The organism is Stenotrophomonas sp. YJH_SMC_57 (assembly GCF_059369755.1).
Window position 1 is genome coordinate 179,707 of the sequence record NZ_JCAFSZ010000001.1, and the last position, 20,329, is coordinate 200,035.

The window sequence follows — 20,329 nt, forward strand, 5'->3', positions numbered from 1 at the left end:
CGATGAAGACCCAACGGGCAGCCGGCCAGCGGCCGGCGCTACCGAAATGCCTGTCAGCTGTTCTTCTTCGCCGCCATCGCCGCGGCCAGCTCGGCCTTGAATTCCTCGAAGGTCTGGCCCTTCTCCTTCGCTTCGGCCTGCGCGGCATCGCGCAGCGCATCGGAGTACATCAGGCGCACCGGCGTGCCGTTGCGCTCGTGCAGTTCACCGGCCTGCATGATCAGCGCCAGCACCTGCGCAGCACTCTCGCTGTGGCCAGCGATGCGGCCGTCCATGCCCAGCACCCATTCGCCGTCGCGGCGCACGACCCCGGCCAGCAGGGTGCGCTGCGCGTCGCGCAGTTCGGCATGCGGCTCCACCGGCGAGGCCTGGGCTGCAACCTTGTTGGCGGCCTGCTTTTCCTGGCGACGGCGCTGGTCGCGGCGGGTCTTGGAGCTGGTGGACATGGTGCGGTACCGCGGCGAGGGGGGCGCAAGGATAGCGCACCCCGCCCGCCGGGCCACTTCACGCACGTTCGATCCTGCGCGATCAGTCCAGTACTTTGCCGTGCCGCCAGTAGCCCATGAAGGTGATCGAGCGGCGGTCCAGCCCGCAGTCGCGGACCAGATGCCGGCGGATCGCCATCACGGCCCCGGCCTCGCCCGCCACCCAGGCGTACAGCGGCCCGGCCACGCTGGCATCGGCCTGCTCCCAGAGGATCTGCGCATCGACGTCGATCTCCTCCAGCTCATCACCGGCGCCCACGCTCGAGGCCGCTGCCAGGCGTTGCTGCACCGCCTGCAGCAGGGGCTGCCCGTAGGCCGCCTGCCCGCGCGGCAGCCAGACCAGTTCGGCGCTGGCCGGCGCGGTCAGCGGCACCGCATCACCGGCCTGGGCGACTTCCAGCAGGGCCAGCGTGCGTGGCGGATCGGCCATGCCCGCCAGTTCCTCCAGGATGCCGGCCACGGCCGGCAACGCGGTCTCGTCGGCTACCAGCAGCACCTGGCCCACACCGGCCGGCGGCTTCCATTCCCAGCCTTCGCTGCTGTCGGCGCAGTCGGCATCCGGAGCGAGCAGCACCACACGGTCGCCCGGGCGTGCATGCATGGCCCAGCGCGAGGCGGGCCCGGTCACGCCGTGGATGACGAAATCGACGTCGACCTCGCCCTGCTCAGCGCGCAGCTGGCGGATGGTGTAGGTGCGCATCGGAGGGCGCTGGTCGTCAGGCAGGGCCCGGTAGCGCGGGTACCAGTCCTCGCCGCTGGGGACCTGCGGAAGGTCCTGGCCGGGCAAGGGGAAGAACACCTTGATGCGCTGGTCCGGGCCTTCGGTCTTCATCCGTGCCACGTCGGCACCGGTGAACACCATGCGGTCCAGCGAAGGGGAAAGCACGCGGCGCTCTTTCAGCGCCACCTCGAACAGGCGGTAGGTCTGCTGCGCAGCCATGGGGGAACCTCATGCAACGACATTGGATCGGCTGGCTGTCGTGCACCCCTGCACCGGCTGGCTGGAGTCCCCAGCCTAATCCGGTGGTGTTCGGTCGCAAGGGTTGCAGGCATCGCGCCCCGCCCTACCCCTGCGCGCTGCTCAATGGCCCGTGCAGGCTGCCTGCGCCACGCGTTCACGCTGGTGTTCCCAGTACCAGAACACGAATCCGACGGCGAAAAAGGCGGCCTGGCCCAGTGCCAGGTGCAACGGGCTGGCACTGAGCAGCGGCGATACCACGCCCGCCACCACGGTGCTGATCATCAGCTGCGCAAAGGCCTGCAGCGAAGACGCCAGACCACGCTGATGCGGGTACATGTCCAGCACCGCCAGCGCCAGGATCGGGAAGATCAGCGCCATGCCCATGCCACCCAGGAAAATCGGCAGCACCGCCCACGGCAGCACGAACTGCGGCGCCAGTGCCACGTAGCCGACGTTCAGCAGTACCGACAACGCGCAAAGCGCGAAACCGATGGCGACCTGGCGGGTGGGCGTGGTGTGCCCGGCCATGCGCCCCGACAGGAACGAGCCGGTGGTCATGCCGCCGATGGTAGGAATGAACAGCCAGGCGAATCCGCCCTCGCCCAGATGCAGATGCTGCATCACGAACACCGGCGCCGAGGAGATGTACAGGAAGATGCCGCCGAAGCCGATGCTGCCGGCCAGCGCCAGGCGCAGGAAGCGCGGGTTGAAGCCGATGCGCACGTAGTCGCGCATCAGCACCCGCGGCGACAGCGGCACCCGCGCCTCGACCGGATGCGTTTCCGGCAGGAAGCGTGCGGTGGCTGCCAGCAGCACCAGTGCGAACACCACCAGGAACCAGAAGATCAGTGGCCAGCCGGCGCCACTGAGCAGGATCCAGCCGCCGATGATCGGCGCGATCGCCGGGGCGATGCCGAACAGCATCGACACCTGGCTCATCAGCCGCTGCGCGTCATGCCCGTGGTAGAGGTCGCGGATCACCGCGCGGCCGACGATCATGCCGACACCCGCCGACAGGCCCTGCAGCGCGCGGAACGCCAGCAGCGTGGTCAGGTCGGTGGACAGCGCGCAGCCGACCGAGGCGCCGACAAACACCACCAGGCCGCCGAGGATCACCCGCTTGCGGCCCCAGGCATCGGACAGCGGGCCGTGCGCCAGGCTCATCAGGCCGTAGAACAGCAGGTACACGCTGATGGTCTGCTGCACCGCCACCTCGTCCACCGCCAGGCGCTGGGCCAGCTGCGGGAAGGCCGGGAAGATGGTGTCGATCGAGAACGGACCGAACATGGCCAGGCCGGCGAGCAGCAGGGCCATGCGGCGGGTGGAAGGAGCAACAGCGGCGGTCATGGGGAAGGCGTCCGGCAGGGCCATGCGCGGCACGCACGGCGGGCGCCGGTCCCCTGCAGCAGGGACGGCGCCAGATGAATTCGGGTATCCGCCCATCATAGGTGGGGATTGCGCCCGATGCCATGCAGCAGTGCACAAAACGTACGGACGGGCCATCGGCCATTCAGGCGCGGCCGCACCCGCCGGGGGCGGCCCACGGGCCCGCGACGGGCTATAATCGGCGGGCAACACGGTGGGAGAAGCGGAACACCGCTGCCGAAGGCGCAACGCCCGTAATCGCTCAGGCCCGATACCACCCGTAACACAACTCTGGAGAGACCGGTTCGATCCGGCGCCGAAGGGGCACGAAGCTGCGGCCAGCCGCACTTCCAAACTCTCAGGCAAAAGGACAGAGGGGCGCCCCGCAGACCGCCGACCGGCGGCTTGTGCCCGTGCGTGTGCCCTTTCCTGACGGATCCTTCGCCATGTCCCAGAACACCCCTTCCCTGCGTGAGCTCGAGCACCATTCCGCGTTCGTCGAGCGCCACATCGGCCCCAACGATGCCGAGATCGCGCAGATGCTCGACGTCGTCGGCCACGCGTCGCTGGATGCGATGACCGATGCCATCGTGCCGGCCAAGATCAAGTCGCCCGCACCGCTGGCACTGCCGGAATCGATGACCGAAGTGCAGGCACTGGCGAAGATCCGTGCGATCGCCGACAAGAACACCGTGCTGCGCAGCTTCATCGGCCAGGGCTACTACGGTACCCACACGCCGAACGTGATCCTGCGCAACATCCTGGAAAACCCGGCCTGGTACACCGCCTATACCCCGTACCAGGCGGAAATCTCGCAGGGCCGCATGGAAGCGCTGATCAACTTCCAGACCCTGTGCGCCGACCTGACCGGCATGGAAATCGCCAACGCCTCGCTGCTGGACGAAGCCACCGCCGCCGCCGAAGCGATGACCCTGGCCAAGCGTTCGGCCAAGTCGAAGTCGGACACCTTCTTCGTGCACGACGCCGTGCACCCGCAGACGCTGGAACTGCTGCGTACCCGCGCCGAGCCCATGGGCATCGTGCTGCGCGTGGGCACCCCGGCCGAAGCGCTGGAAGCGGAAGCCTTCGGCCTGCTGCTGCAGTACCCGGACACCTTCGGCCAGGTCGGCGACTACAAGGCGCTGGTCGATGCCGTGCACGCACGTGGCGGCCTGGTGGCCGTGGCCACCGACCTGCTGGCCCTGACCCTGCTGGCCGCCCCCGGCGAATGGGGCGCGGACATCGTGGTCGGCAACAGCCAGCGTTTCGGCGTGCCGTTCGGCTTCGGTGGCCCGCACGCCGCGTTCATGGCCTGCCGTGACGCCTACAAGCGTTCGATGCCGGGCCGCCTGATCGGCGTCTCGGTGGATGCGCAGGGCAACCCGGCCTATCGCCTGACCCTGCAGACCCGCGAGCAGCACATCCGCCGCGAGAAGGCCACCTCCAACATCTGCACCGCGCAGGTGCTGCTGGCGGTGATGGCGTCGATGTACGCCGTCTACCACGGCCCGGACGGCCTGACCCGCATCGCCCGCCGCACCCACCGCCTGGCCTCGATCCTGGCCGCGGCGCTGCGCACGGCCGGCGTGCAGGTCGGTGGCGACTTCTTCGACACCCTGCATGTCACCGGCGTGCACGCCGATGAGATCCACGCCAAGGCCCGCGCCGCCGGTTACAACCTGCGCGCGATCGACAGCGACTCGGTCGGCATCAGCCTGGACGAGACCGCCACCCGCGCCGACGTGGTCGCGCTGGCTGCCGTGTTCGGTGCGCAGGCCGACGTCGACGCACTCGATGCCAGCACCGCCGACGCGCTGCCGGCCGGCCTGCTGCGCCAGTCCGCGTTCCTGACCCACCCGGTGTTCAACACCCATCACAGCGAGCACGAACTGCTGCGCTACCTGCGCTCGCTGGCCGACAAGGACCTGGCGATGGATCGCACGATGATCCCGCTGGGCTCGTGCACGATGAAGCTCAACGCCACCGCCGAGATGATTCCGGTGACCTGGCCGGAGTTCTCGCAGATCCATCCGCTGGTGCCGGCCGACCAGGCGCTGGGCTACAAGGAACTGATCGACACGCTGGAAGCGATGCTGGTGGAGTGCACCGGTTACGACGCGGTCAGCCTGCAGCCGAACTCCGGCGCGCAGGGCGAGTACGCTGGCCTGCTGGCGATCCGCGCCTACCACCGCTCGCGCGGCGAAGGTCATCGCGATATCTGCCTGATTCCGGACTCGGCGCATGGCACCAACCCGGCGTCGGCGCAGATGTGCGGCATGAAGGTGGTGGTGACCAAGACCGACGCCAACGGCAACGTCGATGTCGAGGACATCCGCCTCAATGCCGAGAAGTACAGCGACCGCCTGGCCGCGATCATGATGACCTACCCGTCCACGCACGGCGTGTTCGAGGAAGAGGTGGTGGAGATCTGCGAGATCATCCACCAGCACGGCGGCCAGGTGTACACCGACGGTGCCAACATGAACGCCCTGGTCGGCGTGGCCAAGCCGGGCAAGTGGGGTTCGGACGTTTCGCACCTGAACCTGCACAAGACCTTCTGCATCCCGCACGGCGGTGGCGGCCCGGGCGTCGGCCCGTGCGCGGTCAAGGAGCACCTGGCCCCGTTCCTGCCGGGCAAGCTGGGTGACCACGGTCCGGTCGGCATGGTCAGTGCGGCCAGCTTCGGCAGCGCCTCGATCCTGCCGATCAGCTGGATGTACATCGCCATGATGGGCAGCGAAGGCCTGCGCAAGGCCACCCAGGTCGCGCAGCTCAACGCCAACTACATCGCCAAGCGCCTGGCCCCGCACTTCAAGACCCTGTACACCGGCCGCAATGGCCTGGTGGCGCACGAGTGCATCCTCGACGTGCGTCCGCTGGAAAAGACCAGCGGCATCGGTGCCGAGGACGTGGCCAAGCGCCTGATCGACTTCGGCTTCCACGCCCCGACCCTGAGCTTCCCGGTGGCCGGCACGCTGATGGTCGAACCGACCGAGAGCGAATCGCTGCACGAACTGGATCGCTTCATCAACGCGATGATCCAGATCCGCGAGGAAATCAGCGCGATCGAAGACGGCCGCCTGGACCGCGAGGACAACCCGCTGAAGAACGCACCGCACACGGCCACCGCGGTGACCGCCAGCGAGTGGACCCATGCCTACCCGCGCGAACTGGCCGCCTTCCCGCTGGCCAGCCTGAAGCAGGGCAAGTACTGGCCGCCGGTGGCGCGCGTGGACAACGTGTACGGCGACAAGAACGTGATGTGTGCCTGCATCCCGGTCGATGCCTACAAGGACGATGAAGTCGAGGCCTAAGCCTTCGATCCATCGGAAATGAAAACGGCCCGCGCATGCGGGCCGTTTTTTCAAGGGCGTGTGGACCAAGGTCCACACCCACAAAGATCCGATCACGGGTCCGGCATCTGCCCCAGGCTCAACTGCCAGGACACGCCGAAGCGGTCCTGGACCCAGCCATAGCGGTTGCTGAAATCGTAGTCACCCACCGGCATCAGCCAATGGCCGCCCTCGCCCAGCACGCGCGCCGCGCGCTCGAACTGCTCGGCGCCGGCACACTCGACGAACAGCGAAATCGAGGGCGAGAATGTGAAGTCGTGTACGTCCAGGCTGTCAAAACACAGGTAATGGGTGCCGCCGAGCAGGAAGATGGCCTGGCGGACCTGGCCAGGCACGCCGGCACCGGGCCCCTCCGGGTGGCGTTGCAGCGCCAGCAGCCGGAAATCGGCAAAGGCCTCGGCATACAGGGCCAGGGCGGCTTCGGCCTGGCCGGTGAACATCAGGAACGGACGGCTGCGCAGCATGCGGAACTCCTGTTCGACGGGCCGGTGACGGCCCACGCGATCAGCATCGCACGTCGGATGTGCAGCCCCCGTGGTAGTGCCGGCCGCTGGCCGGCAGCTTCCATCACGCCTCGCGCATCCGCCGCGCAATGGCGCTGCCAGCGGCGATGCTGGCGGTCAGTGCCACCATCGACAGGAACTGCAGGCGGGTGTGCGACTCACTCAGCAGCAGGCCGAAGATCAGCGCCAGGATCGCCAGCGCACAGCAGGTCAGCCATGGGAAACCGGCCATGCGGAACGGCAGGCGCGTGCCCAGGCGATCCGCGCGCCGACGCAGCACCAGCTGCGAGACCAGCGACAGCGTCCACACCAGCAGGCAGGTGGAACCGACGATGTTCAGCAGCACCGGCAGTACCCGGTCCGGGAACAGCAGTTCCATCACCGTGGCGGCAAAGCCGAACAGCACGCTGGCCAGCACGGCGATCACCGGCACCTGGCGCGGATCGGTCCAGCCGAGCACGGCCGGGGCTTCGCGGCGCTGCGCCAGCGAATACATCATGCGCGAGGCACCGTAGAGGTTGGCATTGAGCGCCGACAGCAGCGCGATCACCGCGATCAGGGTGATGGCGGTGCCCGCACCCGGAATACGGGCGATATCCAGCACCGCGGCGAACGGCGACTTCAGCGCCTCGCTGGTCCACGGCACCACGGCGATGATCACGCTCAGCGAGCCGATGTAGAACACCAGGATGCGCCAGGCCACGGTTCGGATCGCACGCGCGATGCTGCGCTCGGGGTCTTCGGTTTCAGCGGCGGCGACGGCCACGATCTCGGTGCCGCCGAAGGCGAACACCACCACCAGCAGCGCCGCACCGATACCGGCCAGGCCCTTCGGCGCAAAGCCGCCGTGGTCGGTGAAGTTGCTCAGGCCCGGTGAGGTCACCTGCGGCAGCCAGCCCATCAGCAGCGCCACACCAATGGCGATGAACGCCAGGATCGCCACCACCTTGAGGATCGCGAACCAGAACTCGAACTCGCCGAAGTTCTTCACCCCGAGCAGGTTGATTGCGGTGAAGAACAGCATGAACGCCAGCGCCGCCATCGGTACCGGTATCGCTGGCCACACCGTGGCCAGCAGGCCGGCCGCACCCACCGCCTCGGCGGCGATCACGATCACCAGCTGCACCCACCACAGCCAGCCGACGGTGGCGCCGGCCGTGGCGCCCATGGCGTCGGCGGCGTACACCGAGAACGCACCGCTGGTCGGTTTGGCCGCCGCCATCTCGCCCAGCGCGTTCATCACGATGATCACCAGCGCACCGGCCACCAGGTAGGACACCAGCACCGCCGGACCGGCCGCCTGCACACCCACGCCCGAGCCGAGGAACAATCCGGCGCCGATGGCGCTGCCCAGGCCCATCATGATCAGCTGGCGGGGCTTGAGCGAATGTCCGAGGCGGGACGGCGAAGCGGTCGGAATCGAATTGGGCATCGGCGGGGCTGGCGGCGGGCTACAGGGGCGACACCTTACCCTGTCCCATGCCCGCGGGGATAGGCACAGCGCAGCAGGCGGCTCAGGCCAGGGCGGGCTCGCCGACGTTCCCACCGATACGGGCCCGATAGGCACGCGGCGAGAAACCGGTTTCAGCCTTGAACTTGCGGGTGAACGCACTCTGGTCGCTGAAGCCGCAGGCCTGGCCGATGCAGGCGATGGTGTCGTCACCGTGCAGCAGGTGCATGGCCATCTGGATCCGCAGCCGGGTCAGCACCTGCTGCGGGGTCATCTGGAACACCTTGCGGAAGCTGCGCTCCAGCTTGGACAGCGAGAAGCCGGTGATATCCAGCAGGGTCTGCATGCGCACGTTCTCGGCGTAATGCGCATTGAGGTGGGCCAGGGCCAGCCGCAGCTGCTCGTACTGGGTGCCGAGGCTGTCCTTCTGGCCGAGGTCGCGGGAAATGCCGATCAGGCCCTCGATGGCCCCATCGACCAGCAGCGGGCGCTTGCAGGTCAGGCACCAGCCCGGTTCGCGGTTGGCGAACAGGTGCAGCTCCATCAGGTTCTCGATCACCTCGCCGGACAGCACGCGGGCGTCCTGGTCGACATAGTCCGCACTGAGCCCGGTCGGGTAGATCTCGGCCGCGGTGCGCCCGATCACATCCTTGCGCGCGCGCAGGCCCAGCCGCCGCAGCATGGTCTGGTTGACGTGGGTGTAACGCCCCTGGCGGTCCTTGATGAAGAACAGCACATCCGGGATGGCGTCGAACAGGGCTTCGATGTCGGCGGGTTCGACTCGCATGCGGCAAGCATAGCCGAGGCGGCCTTGCCGGTGCGATCACCCTTGCGGGACTTGTGCTTAACGCCGCCAGGGCCACCGTGGGGGCCAGCCCCCACCGGAGACCCTGCCATGCCACGCGGTGACAAATCCGCCTATACCGACAAGCAGAAGCGCCAGGCCGAGCACATCGAAGAGAGCGAGCGCCAGCGCGGTGCCAGCGAAGGCACGGCCGAGCGCATCGCCTGGGCCACGGTGAACAAGCAGGATGGGGGTGGCAAGCGCAGCGGCAGCGCGCGCAAGAGTGCCGGGAAGACTGCCAGCAAGGCCACAACGAAGAAGACCGCCGCAAAGAAGGCTCCCGCTCGCAAGGCAGCGGCAAAGAAGGCCAGCACCGCTGCTTCGCGCAGCGCGGCCGCGAAGAAGGCAGCCAAGACCCGTGCCGCGAAGAAGAGTGTGCGCAAAGCGGCGGCGAAGAAGGCGGCGCGCACCCGCGCCAGTGGCTGATCGCGAGCCATCCACCGGAACGCGGCCGCAGTGCCCTGCGGCCGCACAATTTCAACGGAAGTGACCTGCTCAGGCCGCGCGACGTGGCACGGCGGAAGCTGCTGCGCCTTCCACCTTGAACACCGACACCGACGTAGTCAGCGCATGCGCCTGTTCTTCCAGCGCGCGGCTGGCGGCGGTGGCTTCTTCCACCAGCGCAGCGTTCTGCTGGGTGACCTGATCCATCTGCACCACCACCTGGTTGACCTGCTCGATACCGGCGGCCTGCTCCTTGCTCGCCGCAGCGATGTCGCTCATCAGCTGCGTGGTGCGCGAACTGGCCTGGGCCACGCGTGCGATCGCAGCTTCGGATTCAACGGTCACTGCCAGGCCACTCTTCACCTTGGCGGCAGCATCTTCGATCAGTTCCTTGATCTCCTTGGCGGCGACACCGGCGCGCTGCGCGAGCGTGCGCACTTCGCTGGCGACCACGGCGAAGCCACGGCCCTGCTCGCCTGCGCGGGCGGCTTCGACTGCAGCGTTCAACGCGAGGATGTTGGTCTGGAACGCAATGCCATCGATCACCGTGGAGATTTCCGAGATGCGGGCCGACGACTGGTCGATCTCGCCCATCACCGACGCCATCTGTGCCATCGCCTGTTCGGTCTCGCGCACCGCAGCACCGGCGGCGTGTGCTTCGCTGTCGGCCTGGCGGGCCAGCTCGGCATTCTGGCGCACGGTCGAGGTCAGTTCCTCCATCGAGGCGGCAGCTTCTTCCAGATTGGCGGCCTGCTGCTCGGTGCGGCGCGACAGGTCGTTGTTGCCGGCGGCGAGTTCCTGCGCGGAGTTGTTGATGCTGTCGGCCGCCACCTGGATGCCACGCACGATGCCGGTCAGCTGTGCGGTGGTGGTGTTGGCATCGTCGCGCATGCGGGCGAACACGCCGTCGTAATCGCCGTCCATGCGTGCGGTCAGGTCGCCATGCGAGATCGCACGCAGCACGTCGGAGACATCGGCGATGCTGGCCTGCGAGCTGGCCATCATGCCGTTGAGGTGCTCAACCATCGCCTTGAACTGGTACTGGAATGCGGCGGCATCGCCGCGCATGCTGAAGTCACCGGCGCGCGCGGCGCGGGCCAGTTCATCGATCTGCGCGTTGATCGCCATCAGGCTCTGCTTCACGGCGGACAGGGTACGGGTCAGCGCGCCCTTCTCGCCCGGGTAGTCCGGCAGGTCGCGGCTGAGGTCGCCGATGGCGTAGCGCTGCATCACCTCGGCCATCAGCAGTTCCACCTGCACGTGCGATTCGACCAGGCTGTTGGTGGCCTGCACCATGCGCCCGAAATCACCCGGGAACGCGCTGGCATCCATGCGATAGCGGATCGCGCCCGCCTCATGCTGCTCGGCCATCTGCAGCTGCGCGCCGATCGCGGCCTGCACGCTCTGCCGCACGCTGGCCATCGCCAGGCCCAGCTGGGTCAATTCGTCACGACCGCCAAGCCGGAATTCCTGATCCAGCTCGCCCTTGGCCAAGCGCTCGGCCAGGTTCACTGCGCGCGCCAGCGGGCCGGTCAGGCTGCGGCCGATCATCACCGAGGCAGCGATGCCAACCAGCAATGCAACGCCGCCCAGCACCAGCAGCTGCAGCAGGCTGCGCTCACCCAGGCGGATCGCCTCGGCGGCTGCATCACGGCTTTCCTTCTCTTCGAAGTCCACGCCATCGGACAGCGCCTTGTTCCAGCCGTTGGCCGCTTCCTGCACCGGGCCCAGGGTCAGCGCCACCGCGCCGGGATAGTCACCCTGCTCCATCAGTTCGCTGGTCTGCTTGTTGAGCGGGCGGGCGATGGCGCGCTTGGCTGCGATGGTTTCAGCAATGGCCTTGCCGTCGGCATCGCTGGGCAGCGCCTGGTAGGCGGACCAGCTGGCCTCGTAGCGCTTGACCAGATCGGCAATGCGCTGCTCGTCGTGGCCACGGTCATCGCCCTGGCGGATCAGCATCTCGCGGCGCACCACCATCATCTGGTTGTTGGCATCGAGCATCTGCGACAGCAGGCGCACCTTGGCCACGCTGACATCGACCACCTGCTGCATTGCGCGCTTCTGCACGACGCTGGCGGTGGCACCCGTGGCCACCACGGCGGCGACCAGCAGCAGCAACAGGCCAAAGCCCAGCCCAAGACGCCAGGCGACCCTGACATTCCTCAAGTAGTTCATCGGTACATCCAAAACGGGGGGATGCGCCCGTATCGGCTGCGCTGCCGGCATTCTTTATCGGCAACACGCACGGGCGTCGGCAGCCGTTCACCTTGGTGAGGCCACGCACGGCGCTTCTGCGACAAAGGCCCGGGCCACGCCAGGGCTGCCCTGCTCATGCCGGCATCAGGTCGCTTTCACGGGGGCTGAGCAGCCTCTCCGGGCAGGGTAGAGCTGCCATCTGCCGGAGTCCTCCATGCCCGTATACCGCCCCGCCGTGCTCGCCCTGTCCTTGCTGGTGTCCCCCGCCTTCGCGCAGGTGCCGCCGCCGGCCCAGCTGCCGGAGCCCATTGCCGAGAAGGCCGGACCCGATACCGCGCCGCGCTCGCCGCTGCACGCCCAGGTGCTGCTGGATCGCGCGAATTTCTCGCCGGGCCAGATCGATGGGGAAGTGGGCAGCAACCAGCGCAGGGCGGTATCCGGCTTCCAGGCAGCGCGCGGGCTGACCGTGACGGGGGAACTGGACGACGCCACCTGGAAAGCGCTGCAGGCCGATACGGTTGGGCCGCTGGCCAGTTACACCCTGACCGCCGAGGATGTGGCCGGCCCGTTCCAGGCGATTCCCAAAGGGCCTGCCGCACAGGCCAAGTTGAAATCGCTGGGCTACGGCAGCGTGGCCGAAGCCCTCGGCGAGCGCTTCCACGCCTCGCCGGAACTGCTGAAGGTGCTCAACCCCGGCGTCGATCTGGCCAAGGCGGGCAGCCGCATCCAGGTCCCCAACATCGCCCCGGCCCCGCTGCCGAAGGCGGCCAAAGTGGTGGTCGACAAATCCGATTCCACGCTGCAGCTGCTGGATGCGCAAGGCAAGGTGATTGCGCAGGTACCGGTGTCCTCCGGCAGCCAGCATGACCCGCTGCCGATCGGTGAATGGAAGATCCTCGGCGTGTATCGCGATCCGCCCTTCCACTACAACCCGAAACTGTTCTGGGATGCGCGCAAGGGCGAGAAGAAGGCCACGCTGCCGCCGGGCCCGAACAATCCCGTGGGCCGGGTCTGGATCGATCTGTCCAAGCCGCACTATGGCCTGCACGGCACGCCCGAGCCCGGCCACGTCGGCAAGACCGAATCGCATGGCTGCGTGCGCATGACCAACTGGGATGCGCTGCGCGTAGCCGATGCCGTGGATACCTCGGTGGCAGTGGTGATGCAGGAGTGAGCCGATGCGTCTTTCGCAGCTGATTGTGCTGGGCGTGCTGCTGGGCCTGGGTGCAGGTTGGTGGTTGCGCCGGGATGTGACTCAACCGGTGGCCGTTGCCCAGCCTGCCCCGCAACCCACAGTGGCTGCAACGCCGGTGAAGGCGCCTGCAGCTCCGCAGGTGGATGCAGCGCCTTCCGCATCGGTGGCACCGTCGGCCAGCGCGAGCGGCACGCCAACCGGCCTGTTGCTGCCCGTACAGGGCATCGAAGCCTCGCAGCTGCGCGACACCTTCACCGATGCACGCAGCGAAGGGCGCGTACACGATGCCATCGACATCATGGCCGACGCCGGTACGCCGGTGCTGGCCGTGGCTGATGGCACAGTGGAAAAGCTGTTCGACAGCGAGCGCGGTGGCCTGACGATCTACCAGTTCGAACCCAGCGGACGCTGGTGCTACTACTACGCCCACCTGCAACGCTATGCCGATGGGCTGGCGGAAAAGAAGGTGATCAAGCGCGGGGAAGTGATCGGCTACGTCGGCAGCACCGGCAATGCCAGCGCCGAGGCCCCGCACCTGCATTTCGAGGTGCACGTGCTGGGCCCGGAGAAGCAATGGTGGAAGGGCGAGTCGATCAATCCGTACCCGTTGCTGCAGCCGGGGCGCTGACGCTTCGGCACTCGCTCCAGTCAGAGGCCTGAAGCAACACGCACCGCTTCGCAGGCGATGATGAGGTCTTCCACCAGACGCCCGCTGACATCCAGTTCGCCCTCGTACTCGGCCAGATTGCGCTGCTGGTGGCACTTGTCGAGTACGCGCCATACCTCCGGACCAACGCCCAGCGTGTGCTTGAGCGACTGGAACACGATGTAGCGGTTGCTGGGCCGGAACCCCTGCGCACGCAACGCAGCCAGACTCAACGCGTGCGCGGCGTTGTAGGCGAGATCGAAGCGGCTTTCCAGCGACAGGGTGCCATTGCGCGCATCGCGCAGCCGCGCAAGAGCCGAGCGCTGAAGCCCTTCGATCTCGCGCGGATCGGGTGGTTCGACGGTGAGCGGTTTACCCGGCCCGACCAGATTCTGCAATGGCGAGGTCATCCATTCCTCCAATCACCCAGACCTTGGGCTGTTCCAGTACGCGCTGCAGGAAGGCATTGCCCTTGCGCAGGCGATCATTCAGTTCGTCATGCGTGTACAGCGTGGGGTTCACCGGCCGGCCCAGGCGATCTTCCAGCGGATCGAGCACGGCCATCAAGTCAGCGTAGCCCAGCGTATCGGATATCAGCATCAGATCGATGTCGCTGTGCGCGCTGTCGGTGTGCTTGGCCACCGAACCGAAGACGAAGGCCAGCGCAATCTGATCCTGCAGCGGTTGCAGCGCCTCGCGCAGCGGCTGTGCGAGGCCGATGGTCTTGTGCACCAGCGACACCAGTTCGGCATGGATGGGCGAGCCGGCATACGCGCGATAGCGCTTCTGGTGACCGACCCTGCGTTGCTCGACCAGTCCACTTGCGACCAGCTTGGCCACTTCGCGCTGCACGGCGCCCGAGCCGGCACCGCTGCCGCTGATCAGCTCGGAGATGCTGAAATCGCGGCTGTCCTGCCCGAACAGCAGGGCCAGCACCCGTTGCTGGGTCTGGGTGAAGAGCGCGTCGGCCAGCCCGACAGGGCCGGCGGAAGACGGATTGGCGGCGGGGATACCCATATTGGGCATTATTATGCCCATATTGGGTATCTGGCAAGTGCACTGCCGGGCGTGGCCCGGCGCTACCCGGGTGGAGGACGGCGTCGCCAGCGCCGCAGCGCGATGCTGGCAGCCGCCAGTCCGCCACCGGCAATCAGTAAAAGGAGCGCCACCGGCGGCCAGAAGAAGAACGGCCACAGCCAGAGGTAGTCCAGGTCGGTCAGTTTCAGCACGTCCATCGGCGGCAGCAGGTCCACCGAGGCCGCACGGCCGGCCAGCGCCGGGTCGACCGCCAGCACGGTCAGCCGCAGCCAGGAACGGCCACGCGGCAATGCATCACCGCGGCCGTAGCCGAAATACGAGGCGGCGAAGCGGTCGGGCTCGACCGATTCCAGTGCACGAATGACCTCGGCCGTTGCCGAAGGTGAGCGCGTGTCCGCGCGGAACTCATTGCGATCGGTCGGGGTTTCCGCGCGCAGGCGCAGCTCGGGGTCAACCAAAGGATCGGCGCCGTCATCGGCATAGCGCAGTCGCAGGCGCAGCGGATCGTCGATGAAGCGATAGACCGTGATCTCGGCCGAGGCGCCCGGCTGCAGCACCAGTGGCAGGGTCTGCGTGCGCGAGGCCAGGTGGTTGGCGACCGCGCCCAGCAGCAGCACGATGCAGGCCAGCGCCCACAGGCTCCACAGCAGCCACAGGGCCACCCGTGCCACGGTCTCGCCTTTCATGCCGAACCCCCGGTCATCGCGCTGCATCCCTGCTGGCATTGGCCACAACGTAGCGCAGAACTGCACGTGACCACAGTGCCGGCGCAAAGCAGCGCGTGACCCCACCCGGTACCTCGCCCGGTGGCGAGGCTGGGCATCGCGCATGCGGAAGGAGTCAGGCCGGCCTGACTTCCCTGCACACCAGCTCGGCAAGTTCGCGGCAGGCGAAGAAAAGCCCTTCCACCACACCTTCGTCCAGGTGCCTGCGCGGCGTCGCCATGCTGGCGCAACGGTTGGCCGCATGCAGCATCTCCACCGCGGTGAGGATGCCCACGGCCGCACGGTCGATCCGCGCCAGGGACTGACGTCGTCCGTCGGACAGGGCCTCCTCCGGCCACAACATGCCATCGGAGCCTTCGCCATCACGGATGCGGGTGAGGCAGCCCTGGAACGTGCTGAGATCGTCGGCGGGATCCGCGTCGTCGTTGATGGGCTCAACAACATGGAACGGCGGGGTCTTGCGAGTGGTCATGGCGTCGGCTTCCCTTGGCTGTACGTAACAGCGCCACCGCGCGGAAGCGGGTGGCGGACGGTGCGGGTTGCAAACCGGGATAGATAGTTACCAATGACCGGCGGGTCCGAAGACCCCCACGCACCGCCCGCCATAAAGACCGACGGATTGCCAGCCGGCACCGCTTCAGGACGGTGCCGGCTGGCAAGCGTAAGTAACACCTATCTCGGGTTTGCACGCCCGGCCACCCTTTTCCGGTGGCGCGCCATGGTGTCTACGCCTGCACGATCGGCTCAATGAGAAAAATCCGAAAATTTCGGTTGAGTCGAGCGCACTCTGGGAATTCTTGCATGCGCGGGGAGCGGTGGATGCGACAGGAACAGGCGCAACTGTGCTGGTGCGCGGATGGAAGCGACGTGCGGTGACGCGAACAACTCTGACTTCAGAATGGCGCGTGACGTTTATCGCTTACGAGAAGTTGTATGCGGGGAGCATGAAGGATGTGTGGCTTGGAAGAATTTGACGTGGTCGGCCGAATTGGCGCGCTGAAAGCGACATGTTGGTGGCTTCAGTTCTGCCAGCCATGGGCTGGCACTACTGGAGCCCGCACGGGCCGCCGAAGATTGCTCCGGCCCAAAACAAAACGCCGCGACCCCACAGGGAGTCGCGGCGATCTTCTCTCAATTGAACAGCGTTATTGCGTCAGGCGAACGGATCCTGCAGGACCATGGTGTGGTCGCGGTCCGGGCCGGTGGAAACGATGCTGATCGGGCAACCGGCCAGTTCTTCCAGCGAACGCAGGTAAGCACGTGCGGCCGGCGGCAGCTCGTCCCAGTTGGTGATGCCGTGGGTGTTCTCGCTCCAGCCCGGGAACTCCAGGTAGACCGGGGTGCAGTCTTCCCAGCCCTGCGCGTCCAGCGGCGCGTACTCGGTGCGCTTGCCGTTGTATTCGTAGGCGATGCAGACCTTCAGCTTTTCCATGCCATCCAGCACGTCCAGCTTGGTGATGCACAGGCCGCTGATGCCGTTGATGGCCACGGCGCGCTTCAGCGCGACGATGTCCATCCAGCCACAACGACGCGGGCGACCGGTGGAGGCACCGTACTCGGCGCCACGGTCACGGATGCCCTGGCCGACTTCATCGTCCAGTTCGGTCGGGAACGGGCCACCGCCGACGCGGGTGGCGTAGGCCTTGGCGATGCCCAGCACGTAGTCGATCGAATCGGCGCCAACGCCCGAACCGGCCAGCGCGCCACCGACGGTGGTGTTGGAGCTGGTGACGTACGGGTAGGTGCCGTGGTCGATGTCCAGCAGCGCACCCTGCGCACCTTCGAACAGCACGCGCTTACCCTGCTTGCGCAGGTCGTGCAGGATGCCGGCCACGTCGGACTTCATCGGCTGCACGTACTCGCCGAAGGCCAGTGCTTCGTCGAAGGTCTTCTGGAAGTCGACCGCATCGGTGTTCAGATACTTGGTCAGCACGAAGTTGTGGTAATCCAGCGCGGTGCGCAGCAGTTCTTCCAGCTGCTTCGGGTAATGCAGGTCGGCGATGCGGATGCCGCGACGCGCCACCTTGTCTTCGTAGGCCGGGCCGATGCCACGGCCGGTGGTGCCGATCGCCTTGCCGCCGGCAGCGCGTTCGCGCGCCTGGTCCAGGGCGATGTGGTACGGCATGATCAGCGGCGCGGCGGGGGAGATCTTCAGGCGCGAACGCACTTCCACGCCGGAGGCTTCCAGCTCGGCGATTTCCTTCTGCAGCGCGGCCGGCGAGATCACCACGCCATTGCCGATCAGGCACAGCGCATCGTCACGCAGGATGCCCGACGGGATCAGGTGCAGGACGGTCTTCTTGCCATTGATGACCAGGGTGTGGCCGGCATTGTGGCCGCCCTGGAAGCGCACCACGGCGCCGATTTCCTCAGTGAGCAGATCGACGATCTTGCCCTTGCCTTCATCGCCCCACTGGGCACCCAACACTACGACAGACTGACCCATGACGGGCTCCTCGATTTGTTGCGGCCATCGGGGCCGCGGACGGGTAAACCGTGGCGGGGCTGGCCAGCACCTGGATGGCGGCTCCAAACGGGGAGCGCCGGCGATGGAAGGCCCAGACACGGAAAAAGCCGAACGGGGAGGCCCGTCCGGCTTTTGTGCATTATCCGGGTTTCCGGGGTCGGGTGCCACCTTTCCGACGGGCGGCTTCACCGGCCGGTCAGGCGCCTTCCCGGTGGTGCCGGCCGCTGGCCGGCGATCCCAGGTTACCGGCCAGCGGCCGGCACTACCCTATCAATGCCGGGCCCACCACAGCAGGCTCAGCCCGGCCAGCAGCACCAGCCCGCCGAAGCTGCGCAGGGCCGGGCTGGGCAGGTCCAGCAGGCGCTCGGCCATGCGCTTCCAGGCGAACGGGGCAACAAACAGGAACAGGCCTTCCAGCACCGCCACCAGGCAGACGGCGGCGAACAGATCTTTCATGGGGGGACTCCGGAAAAAGCACGGGGCCCGGCATCTGGCCGGGCCCCGTGGGGTAATGCCCTGAGACCTCAGCGGTCGTTCTTCAGGTACTGCAGGAACGGGTCGTTCTTGTCGAGCACGATCACGCCGTTGCCGTCGGTCATGGAGCCACGGTAGGCCTCCAGGCTGCGGTAGAACGCGTAGAACGACGGATCGGCCGAGCCGGCCTTGCCGTAGATGCGGGCCGCATCGGCATCGCCTTCACCGCGCAGGCGCTGTGCATCGCGCTCGGCCTCGGCGATCAGCACGGTGCTGTCACGGTCGGCCTGGGCGCGGATGGTCAGCGACTGTTCCTCGCCTTCCGCACGCAGCTTGGCCGCTTCCTGCTTGCGCTGCGCGCGCATGCGCTCGTACACGTCGTTGATCACCTGGCTGTCGGTCGGCAGGTCCACCTGCTTGATGCGCAGGTCGATCATCTGCATGCCCAGCCCGGCCACGGCTTCGTTGATCCCCTTCAGCTGCTCGGCGATCAGCTCGCTGCGGTCGCCGGAGACCAGCTGCTGCAGCGTGCGCGAGTTGATCTGGTTGCGCAGCGAGTCGGTGATGATCGGTGCCAGGCGGGCATTGGCGATGCGCGGATCGCCGCCGGTGGCACGGAAGTAGTCGCCCACGTTGGAGATGTAGCCGATGGCGAAGAAGTCGACGCTGACGTCCTTCTGCTCGGCGGTGAAGTAACGCGCCGGCGCGGTGTCGAGCACCTGGAAGCGGCGGTCGAAGACCTTCACCGTTTCCACCACCGGCACCTTGAAGTGCAGGCCCGGCTTGATGTCCGAACGCACCACCTTGCCCAGGTTCAGGACCATGGCGGTCTGGTCCTCGCGGACCACGTACACCGAGCCGAGCAGGCCCAGCGCCACCGCCACGATCACGGCGATCCAGATAGGACTCTTCATCGGCTGCCCTCCTCACGGCCGCTCGGTCGCCCGGTCGGGCGGCCCACCGGCCGGCCCGGATCACGGGAAGCTTCCGCCGCTGCACCCGGCAGCGACGGCATCACCACGTCCGGGTTCGCCACTGCGGCCGGGGCCGAGGTGCTGGGACGGGTATCGCCGGTCATCGGCACGTAGATCAGCTGGCGGCCATCGCCACCGATCACCTTGCGGTTCTCGCTCAGCACCTGCTGCACGGTCTCCAGCCACAGGCGCTTGCGGGTCACTTCCGGGGCGTCCTTGTACTGGGCCTGCAACAGGCTGAAGCGCTGCGCGTCACCCTCGGCCTTGGACACCACGGCCTGCTTGTAGCCTTCGGCAGTGGTACGGGCGCGCGAGGCCTGGCCTCGGGCTTCCGGCACGACCTTGGCGGCGTAGGCCTGGGCTTCGTTGATCAGGCGTTCCTTGACCTGCTGGGCGCCGTTGACCTCGTCGAAGGCCGGCTTCACTTCCTCCGGCGGACGGGCGTCCTGCAGGGTCAGGCCGGTCACGGTCAGGCCGGTCTTGAACGCCTTCAGCAGCGCCTGCAGGCGCTCTTCGGCGGCCACGGCCAGCGGGCCACGGTTGTTCAGCACGGCATTGAGGTCGGCGCGACCGACTTCCTCACGCACCGCGCTCTGCGCCGACTGCTCCAGCACCTGGTTGGCATCAACGGTGCCGAACAGGTACTGCTGCGGGTCGTCGATGCGGTACTGGACGTTCAGCGAGACGTTGACGATGTTCTCGTCACGGGTCAGCACCGGCACTTGGATCGAGAACGTCTTGATCTCGGTGGCATTGACCTTGGTGACCGATTCGATCGGCCACGGCAGCTTGAAGTTCGGGCCGGGCTGCAGGATGCGCGAGAACTGGCCGAAGCGCAGCACCACGCCACGCTGCTGTTCGCCGATCAGCTGGAAGCTGGAGAACAGCACCAGCAGCACCACGGCCGCGACGATCCAACGCACGATGCCGCCGTCGAACAGGTCCTTCAGCGGCCCGGGCAGTCCCCCCCAGCCACCACCATTGCCACCGCCGCGCGACCCGAACGGCCCGCGTCGATTGTCCTCGGGGCCTTGTCCGCCCTTGTTGCCGCCGGGTGTATTCCAGGCCATGCACGCTCCATCAAGATGTGGGCTGCGGCGCGGGCCCTTCCCGCGGCGCCAGCCGTGAAACCATTACCGATCATACAAGATGGGGCGGATCGGCAGGATCGAAAGGGGGGCAACGGGGTAAGGTGGCGTTTTCCTCGAA

At 67.3% G+C, this 20,329-nt stretch carries 19 protein-coding genes and 1 riboswitch; of the genes, 4 read left to right on the plus strand and 15 right to left on the minus strand.

Annotated features, from left to right (window positions below; all coding sequences use genetic code 11):
- Positions 1 to 53: 53 nt before the first annotated feature.
- The 3 genes from AC5P7U_RS00800 to AC5P7U_RS00810 all read right to left on the minus strand — a co-directional run bounded on the left by AC5P7U_RS00800 (position 54) and on the right by AC5P7U_RS00810 (position 2,793).
- Entirely contained in the window at positions 54 to 446 is a 393-nt protein-coding gene (locus AC5P7U_RS00800) for a hypothetical protein (protein WP_053450494.1), read from the minus strand.
- 82 nt (positions 447 to 528) lie between these two features.
- On the minus strand, positions 529 to 1,425 hold the full coding sequence (locus AC5P7U_RS00805) for a siderophore-interacting protein (protein ID WP_495220720.1): 897 nt from the start codon (positions 1,423 to 1,425) through the stop codon (positions 529 to 531).
- Between the two features lie 141 nt (positions 1,426 to 1,566).
- Positions 1,567 to 2,793: a multidrug effflux MFS transporter gene (locus AC5P7U_RS00810; RefSeq protein ID WP_197564679.1), complete on the minus strand. Its 1,227-nt coding sequence runs from the start codon at positions 2,791 to 2,793 to the stop codon at positions 1,567 to 1,569.
- A 299-nt stretch (positions 2,794 to 3,092) separates the two neighbouring features.
- Positions 3,093 to 3,195: riboswitch (glycine riboswitch) on the plus strand.
- Between the two features lie 62 nt (positions 3,196 to 3,257).
- Between AC5P7U_RS00810 and gcvP the strand changes: the two genes are divergently transcribed.
- Complete coding sequence (gcvP, locus tag AC5P7U_RS00815; RefSeq protein WP_495220721.1) at positions 3,258 to 6,125, plus strand: aminomethyl-transferring glycine dehydrogenase; 2,868 nt, start codon at positions 3,258 to 3,260, stop codon at positions 6,123 to 6,125.
- Positions 6,126 to 6,217: 92 nt separating this feature from the next.
- Here the strand turns inward: gcvP and AC5P7U_RS00820 are convergent, their stop codons facing one another.
- The 3 genes from AC5P7U_RS00820 to AC5P7U_RS00830 form a co-directional block, all read right to left on the minus strand.
- The gene (locus AC5P7U_RS00820) at positions 6,218 to 6,628 is read right to left on the minus strand and encodes a VOC family protein (protein WP_133935319.1); all 411 of its coding nucleotides are present in this window, start codon (positions 6,626 to 6,628) and stop codon (positions 6,218 to 6,220) included.
- Positions 6,629 to 6,731: 103 nt separating this feature from the next.
- Positions 6,732 to 8,099, minus strand: a complete 1,368-nt coding sequence (locus AC5P7U_RS00825) for an amino acid permease (RefSeq protein ID WP_312561634.1) — start codon at positions 8,097 to 8,099, stop codon at positions 6,732 to 6,734.
- An 82-nt stretch (positions 8,100 to 8,181) separates the two neighbouring features.
- A complete protein-coding gene (locus AC5P7U_RS00830) occupies positions 8,182 to 8,904 on the minus strand; it encodes a helix-turn-helix transcriptional regulator (RefSeq protein ID WP_481458144.1) in 723 nt (240 codons plus the stop codon).
- Positions 8,905 to 9,012: 108 nt separating this feature from the next.
- On the opposite strand from AC5P7U_RS00830, the gene AC5P7U_RS00835 reads away from it, so the two are divergent.
- Positions 9,013 to 9,387: a hypothetical protein gene (locus AC5P7U_RS00835; RefSeq protein WP_006463166.1), complete on the plus strand. Its 375-nt coding sequence runs from the start codon at positions 9,013 to 9,015 to the stop codon at positions 9,385 to 9,387.
- Positions 9,388 to 9,456: 69 nt separating this feature from the next.
- Here the strand turns inward: AC5P7U_RS00835 and AC5P7U_RS00840 are convergent, their stop codons facing one another.
- Complete coding sequence (locus tag AC5P7U_RS00840; protein ID WP_495220722.1) at positions 9,457 to 11,580, minus strand: methyl-accepting chemotaxis protein; 2,124 nt, start codon at positions 11,578 to 11,580, stop codon at positions 9,457 to 9,459.
- Positions 11,581 to 11,815: 235 nt separating this feature from the next.
- Between AC5P7U_RS00840 and AC5P7U_RS00845 the strand changes: the two genes are divergently transcribed.
- Positions 11,816 to 12,775 carry a L,D-transpeptidase family protein gene (locus tag AC5P7U_RS00845; RefSeq protein ID WP_197564674.1) on the plus strand — a complete coding sequence of 320 codons (960 nt, stop codon included), beginning with the start codon at positions 11,816 to 11,818 and terminating at the stop codon, positions 12,773 to 12,775.
- Between the two features lie 4 nt (positions 12,776 to 12,779).
- The gene (locus tag AC5P7U_RS00850) at positions 12,780 to 13,424 is read left to right on the plus strand and encodes a M23 family metallopeptidase (RefSeq protein ID WP_495220723.1); all 645 of its coding nucleotides are present in this window, start codon (positions 12,780 to 12,782) and stop codon (positions 13,422 to 13,424) included.
- A 20-nt stretch (positions 13,425 to 13,444) separates the two neighbouring features.
- Here the strand turns inward: AC5P7U_RS00850 and AC5P7U_RS00855 are convergent, their stop codons facing one another.
- The 8 genes from AC5P7U_RS00855 to hflK form a co-directional block, all read right to left on the minus strand.
- Positions 13,445 to 13,852, minus strand: coding sequence for a hypothetical protein (locus AC5P7U_RS00855; protein WP_006463191.1), 408 nt, complete (start codon positions 13,850 to 13,852; stop codon positions 13,445 to 13,447).
- Positions 13,815 to 14,459, minus strand: a complete 645-nt coding sequence (locus AC5P7U_RS00860) for a transcriptional regulator (protein ID WP_414540704.1) — start codon at positions 14,457 to 14,459, stop codon at positions 13,815 to 13,817. Before AC5P7U_RS00860 ends, AC5P7U_RS00855 begins: the two co-directional genes overlap by 38 nt.
- Positions 14,460 to 14,521: 62 nt before the next feature.
- Complete coding sequence (locus tag AC5P7U_RS00865) at positions 14,522 to 15,166, minus strand: hypothetical protein (RefSeq protein ID WP_197564671.1); 645 nt, start codon at positions 15,164 to 15,166, stop codon at positions 14,522 to 14,524.
- Positions 15,167 to 15,320: 154 nt separating this feature from the next.
- Entirely contained in the window at positions 15,321 to 15,677 is a 357-nt protein-coding gene (locus tag AC5P7U_RS00870) for a hypothetical protein (protein ID WP_008266984.1), read from the minus strand.
- A 681-nt stretch (positions 15,678 to 16,358) separates the two neighbouring features.
- Positions 16,359 to 17,651: an adenylosuccinate synthase gene (locus AC5P7U_RS00875; RefSeq protein WP_006463282.1), complete on the minus strand. Its 1,293-nt coding sequence runs from the start codon at positions 17,649 to 17,651 to the stop codon at positions 16,359 to 16,361.
- 291 nt (positions 17,652 to 17,942) lie between these two features.
- The gene (locus tag AC5P7U_RS00880; protein WP_005410640.1) at positions 17,943 to 18,128 is read right to left on the minus strand and encodes a DUF2065 domain-containing protein; all 186 of its coding nucleotides are present in this window, start codon (positions 18,126 to 18,128) and stop codon (positions 17,943 to 17,945) included.
- Positions 18,129 to 18,196: 68 nt separating this feature from the next.
- Positions 18,197 to 19,060: a protease modulator HflC gene (gene hflC / locus AC5P7U_RS00885; protein ID WP_006463283.1), complete on the minus strand. Its 864-nt coding sequence runs from the start codon at positions 19,058 to 19,060 to the stop codon at positions 18,197 to 18,199.
- Positions 19,057 to 20,190, minus strand: coding sequence for an FtsH protease activity modulator HflK (hflK, locus tag AC5P7U_RS00890; RefSeq protein WP_053510401.1), 1,134 nt, complete (start codon positions 20,188 to 20,190; stop codon positions 19,057 to 19,059). The genes hflC and hflK overlap by 4 nt, the downstream gene beginning before the upstream one ends.
- Between the last annotated feature and the right edge of the window lie 139 nt (positions 20,191 to 20,329).

Bases quoted from the DNA above. Each gene is read 5' to 3' on its own strand.
- AC5P7U_RS00800 (WP_053450494.1), bottom strand. From the start codon at position 446: ATGTCCACCAGCTCCAAGACCCGCCGCGACCAGCGCCGTCGCCAGGAA.
- AC5P7U_RS00805 (WP_495220720.1), bottom strand. From the start codon at position 1,425: ATGGCTGCGCAGCAGACCTACCGCCTGTTCGAGGTGGCGCTGAAAGAG.
- AC5P7U_RS00820 (WP_133935319.1), bottom strand. From the start codon at position 6,628: ATGCTGCGCAGCCGTCCGTTCCTGATGTTCACCGGCCAGGCCGAAGCC.
- AC5P7U_RS00825 (WP_312561634.1), bottom strand. From the start codon at position 8,099: ATGCCCAATTCGATTCCGACCGCTTCGCCGTCCCGCCTCGGACATTCG.
- gcvP (WP_495220721.1), top strand. From the start codon at position 3,258: ATGTCCCAGAACACCCCTTCCCTGCGTGAGCTCGAGCACCATTCCGCG.
- AC5P7U_RS00850 (WP_495220723.1), top strand. From the start codon at position 12,780: ATGCGTCTTTCGCAGCTGATTGTGCTGGGCGTGCTGCTGGGCCTGGGT.
- AC5P7U_RS00860 (WP_414540704.1), bottom strand. From the start codon at position 14,459: ATGGGTATCCCCGCCGCCAATCCGTCTTCCGCCGGCCCTGTCGGGCTG.
- AC5P7U_RS00875 (WP_006463282.1), bottom strand. From the start codon at position 17,651: ATGGGTCAGTCTGTCGTAGTGTTGGGTGCCCAGTGGGGCGATGAAGGC.
- AC5P7U_RS00845 (WP_197564674.1), top strand. From the start codon at position 11,816: ATGCCCGTATACCGCCCCGCCGTGCTCGCCCTGTCCTTGCTGGTGTCC.
- AC5P7U_RS00880 (WP_005410640.1), bottom strand. From the start codon at position 18,128: ATGAAAGATCTGTTCGCCGCCGTCTGCCTGGTGGCGGTGCTGGAAGGC.
- AC5P7U_RS00855 (WP_006463191.1), bottom strand. From the start codon at position 13,852: ATGACCTCGCCATTGCAGAATCTGGTCGGGCCGGGTAAACCGCTCACC.
- AC5P7U_RS00840 (WP_495220722.1), bottom strand. From the start codon at position 11,580: ATGAACTACTTGAGGAATGTCAGGGTCGCCTGGCGTCTTGGGCTGGGC.
- AC5P7U_RS00830 (WP_481458144.1), bottom strand. From the start codon at position 8,904: ATGCGAGTCGAACCCGCCGACATCGAAGCCCTGTTCGACGCCATCCCG.
- AC5P7U_RS00870 (WP_008266984.1), bottom strand. From the start codon at position 15,677: ATGACCACTCGCAAGACCCCGCCGTTCCATGTTGTTGAGCCCATCAAC.
- AC5P7U_RS00835 (WP_006463166.1), top strand. From the start codon at position 9,013: ATGCCACGCGGTGACAAATCCGCCTATACCGACAAGCAGAAGCGCCAG.
- AC5P7U_RS00810 (WP_197564679.1), bottom strand. From the start codon at position 2,793: ATGACCGCCGCTGTTGCTCCTTCCACCCGCCGCATGGCCCTGCTGCTC.
- hflC (WP_006463283.1), bottom strand. From the start codon at position 19,060: ATGAAGAGTCCTATCTGGATCGCCGTGATCGTGGCGGTGGCGCTGGGC.
- hflK (WP_053510401.1), bottom strand. From the start codon at position 20,190: ATGGCCTGGAATACACCCGGCGGCAACAAGGGCGGACAAGGCCCCGAG.
- AC5P7U_RS00865 (WP_197564671.1), bottom strand. From the start codon at position 15,166: ATGAAAGGCGAGACCGTGGCACGGGTGGCCCTGTGGCTGCTGTGGAGC.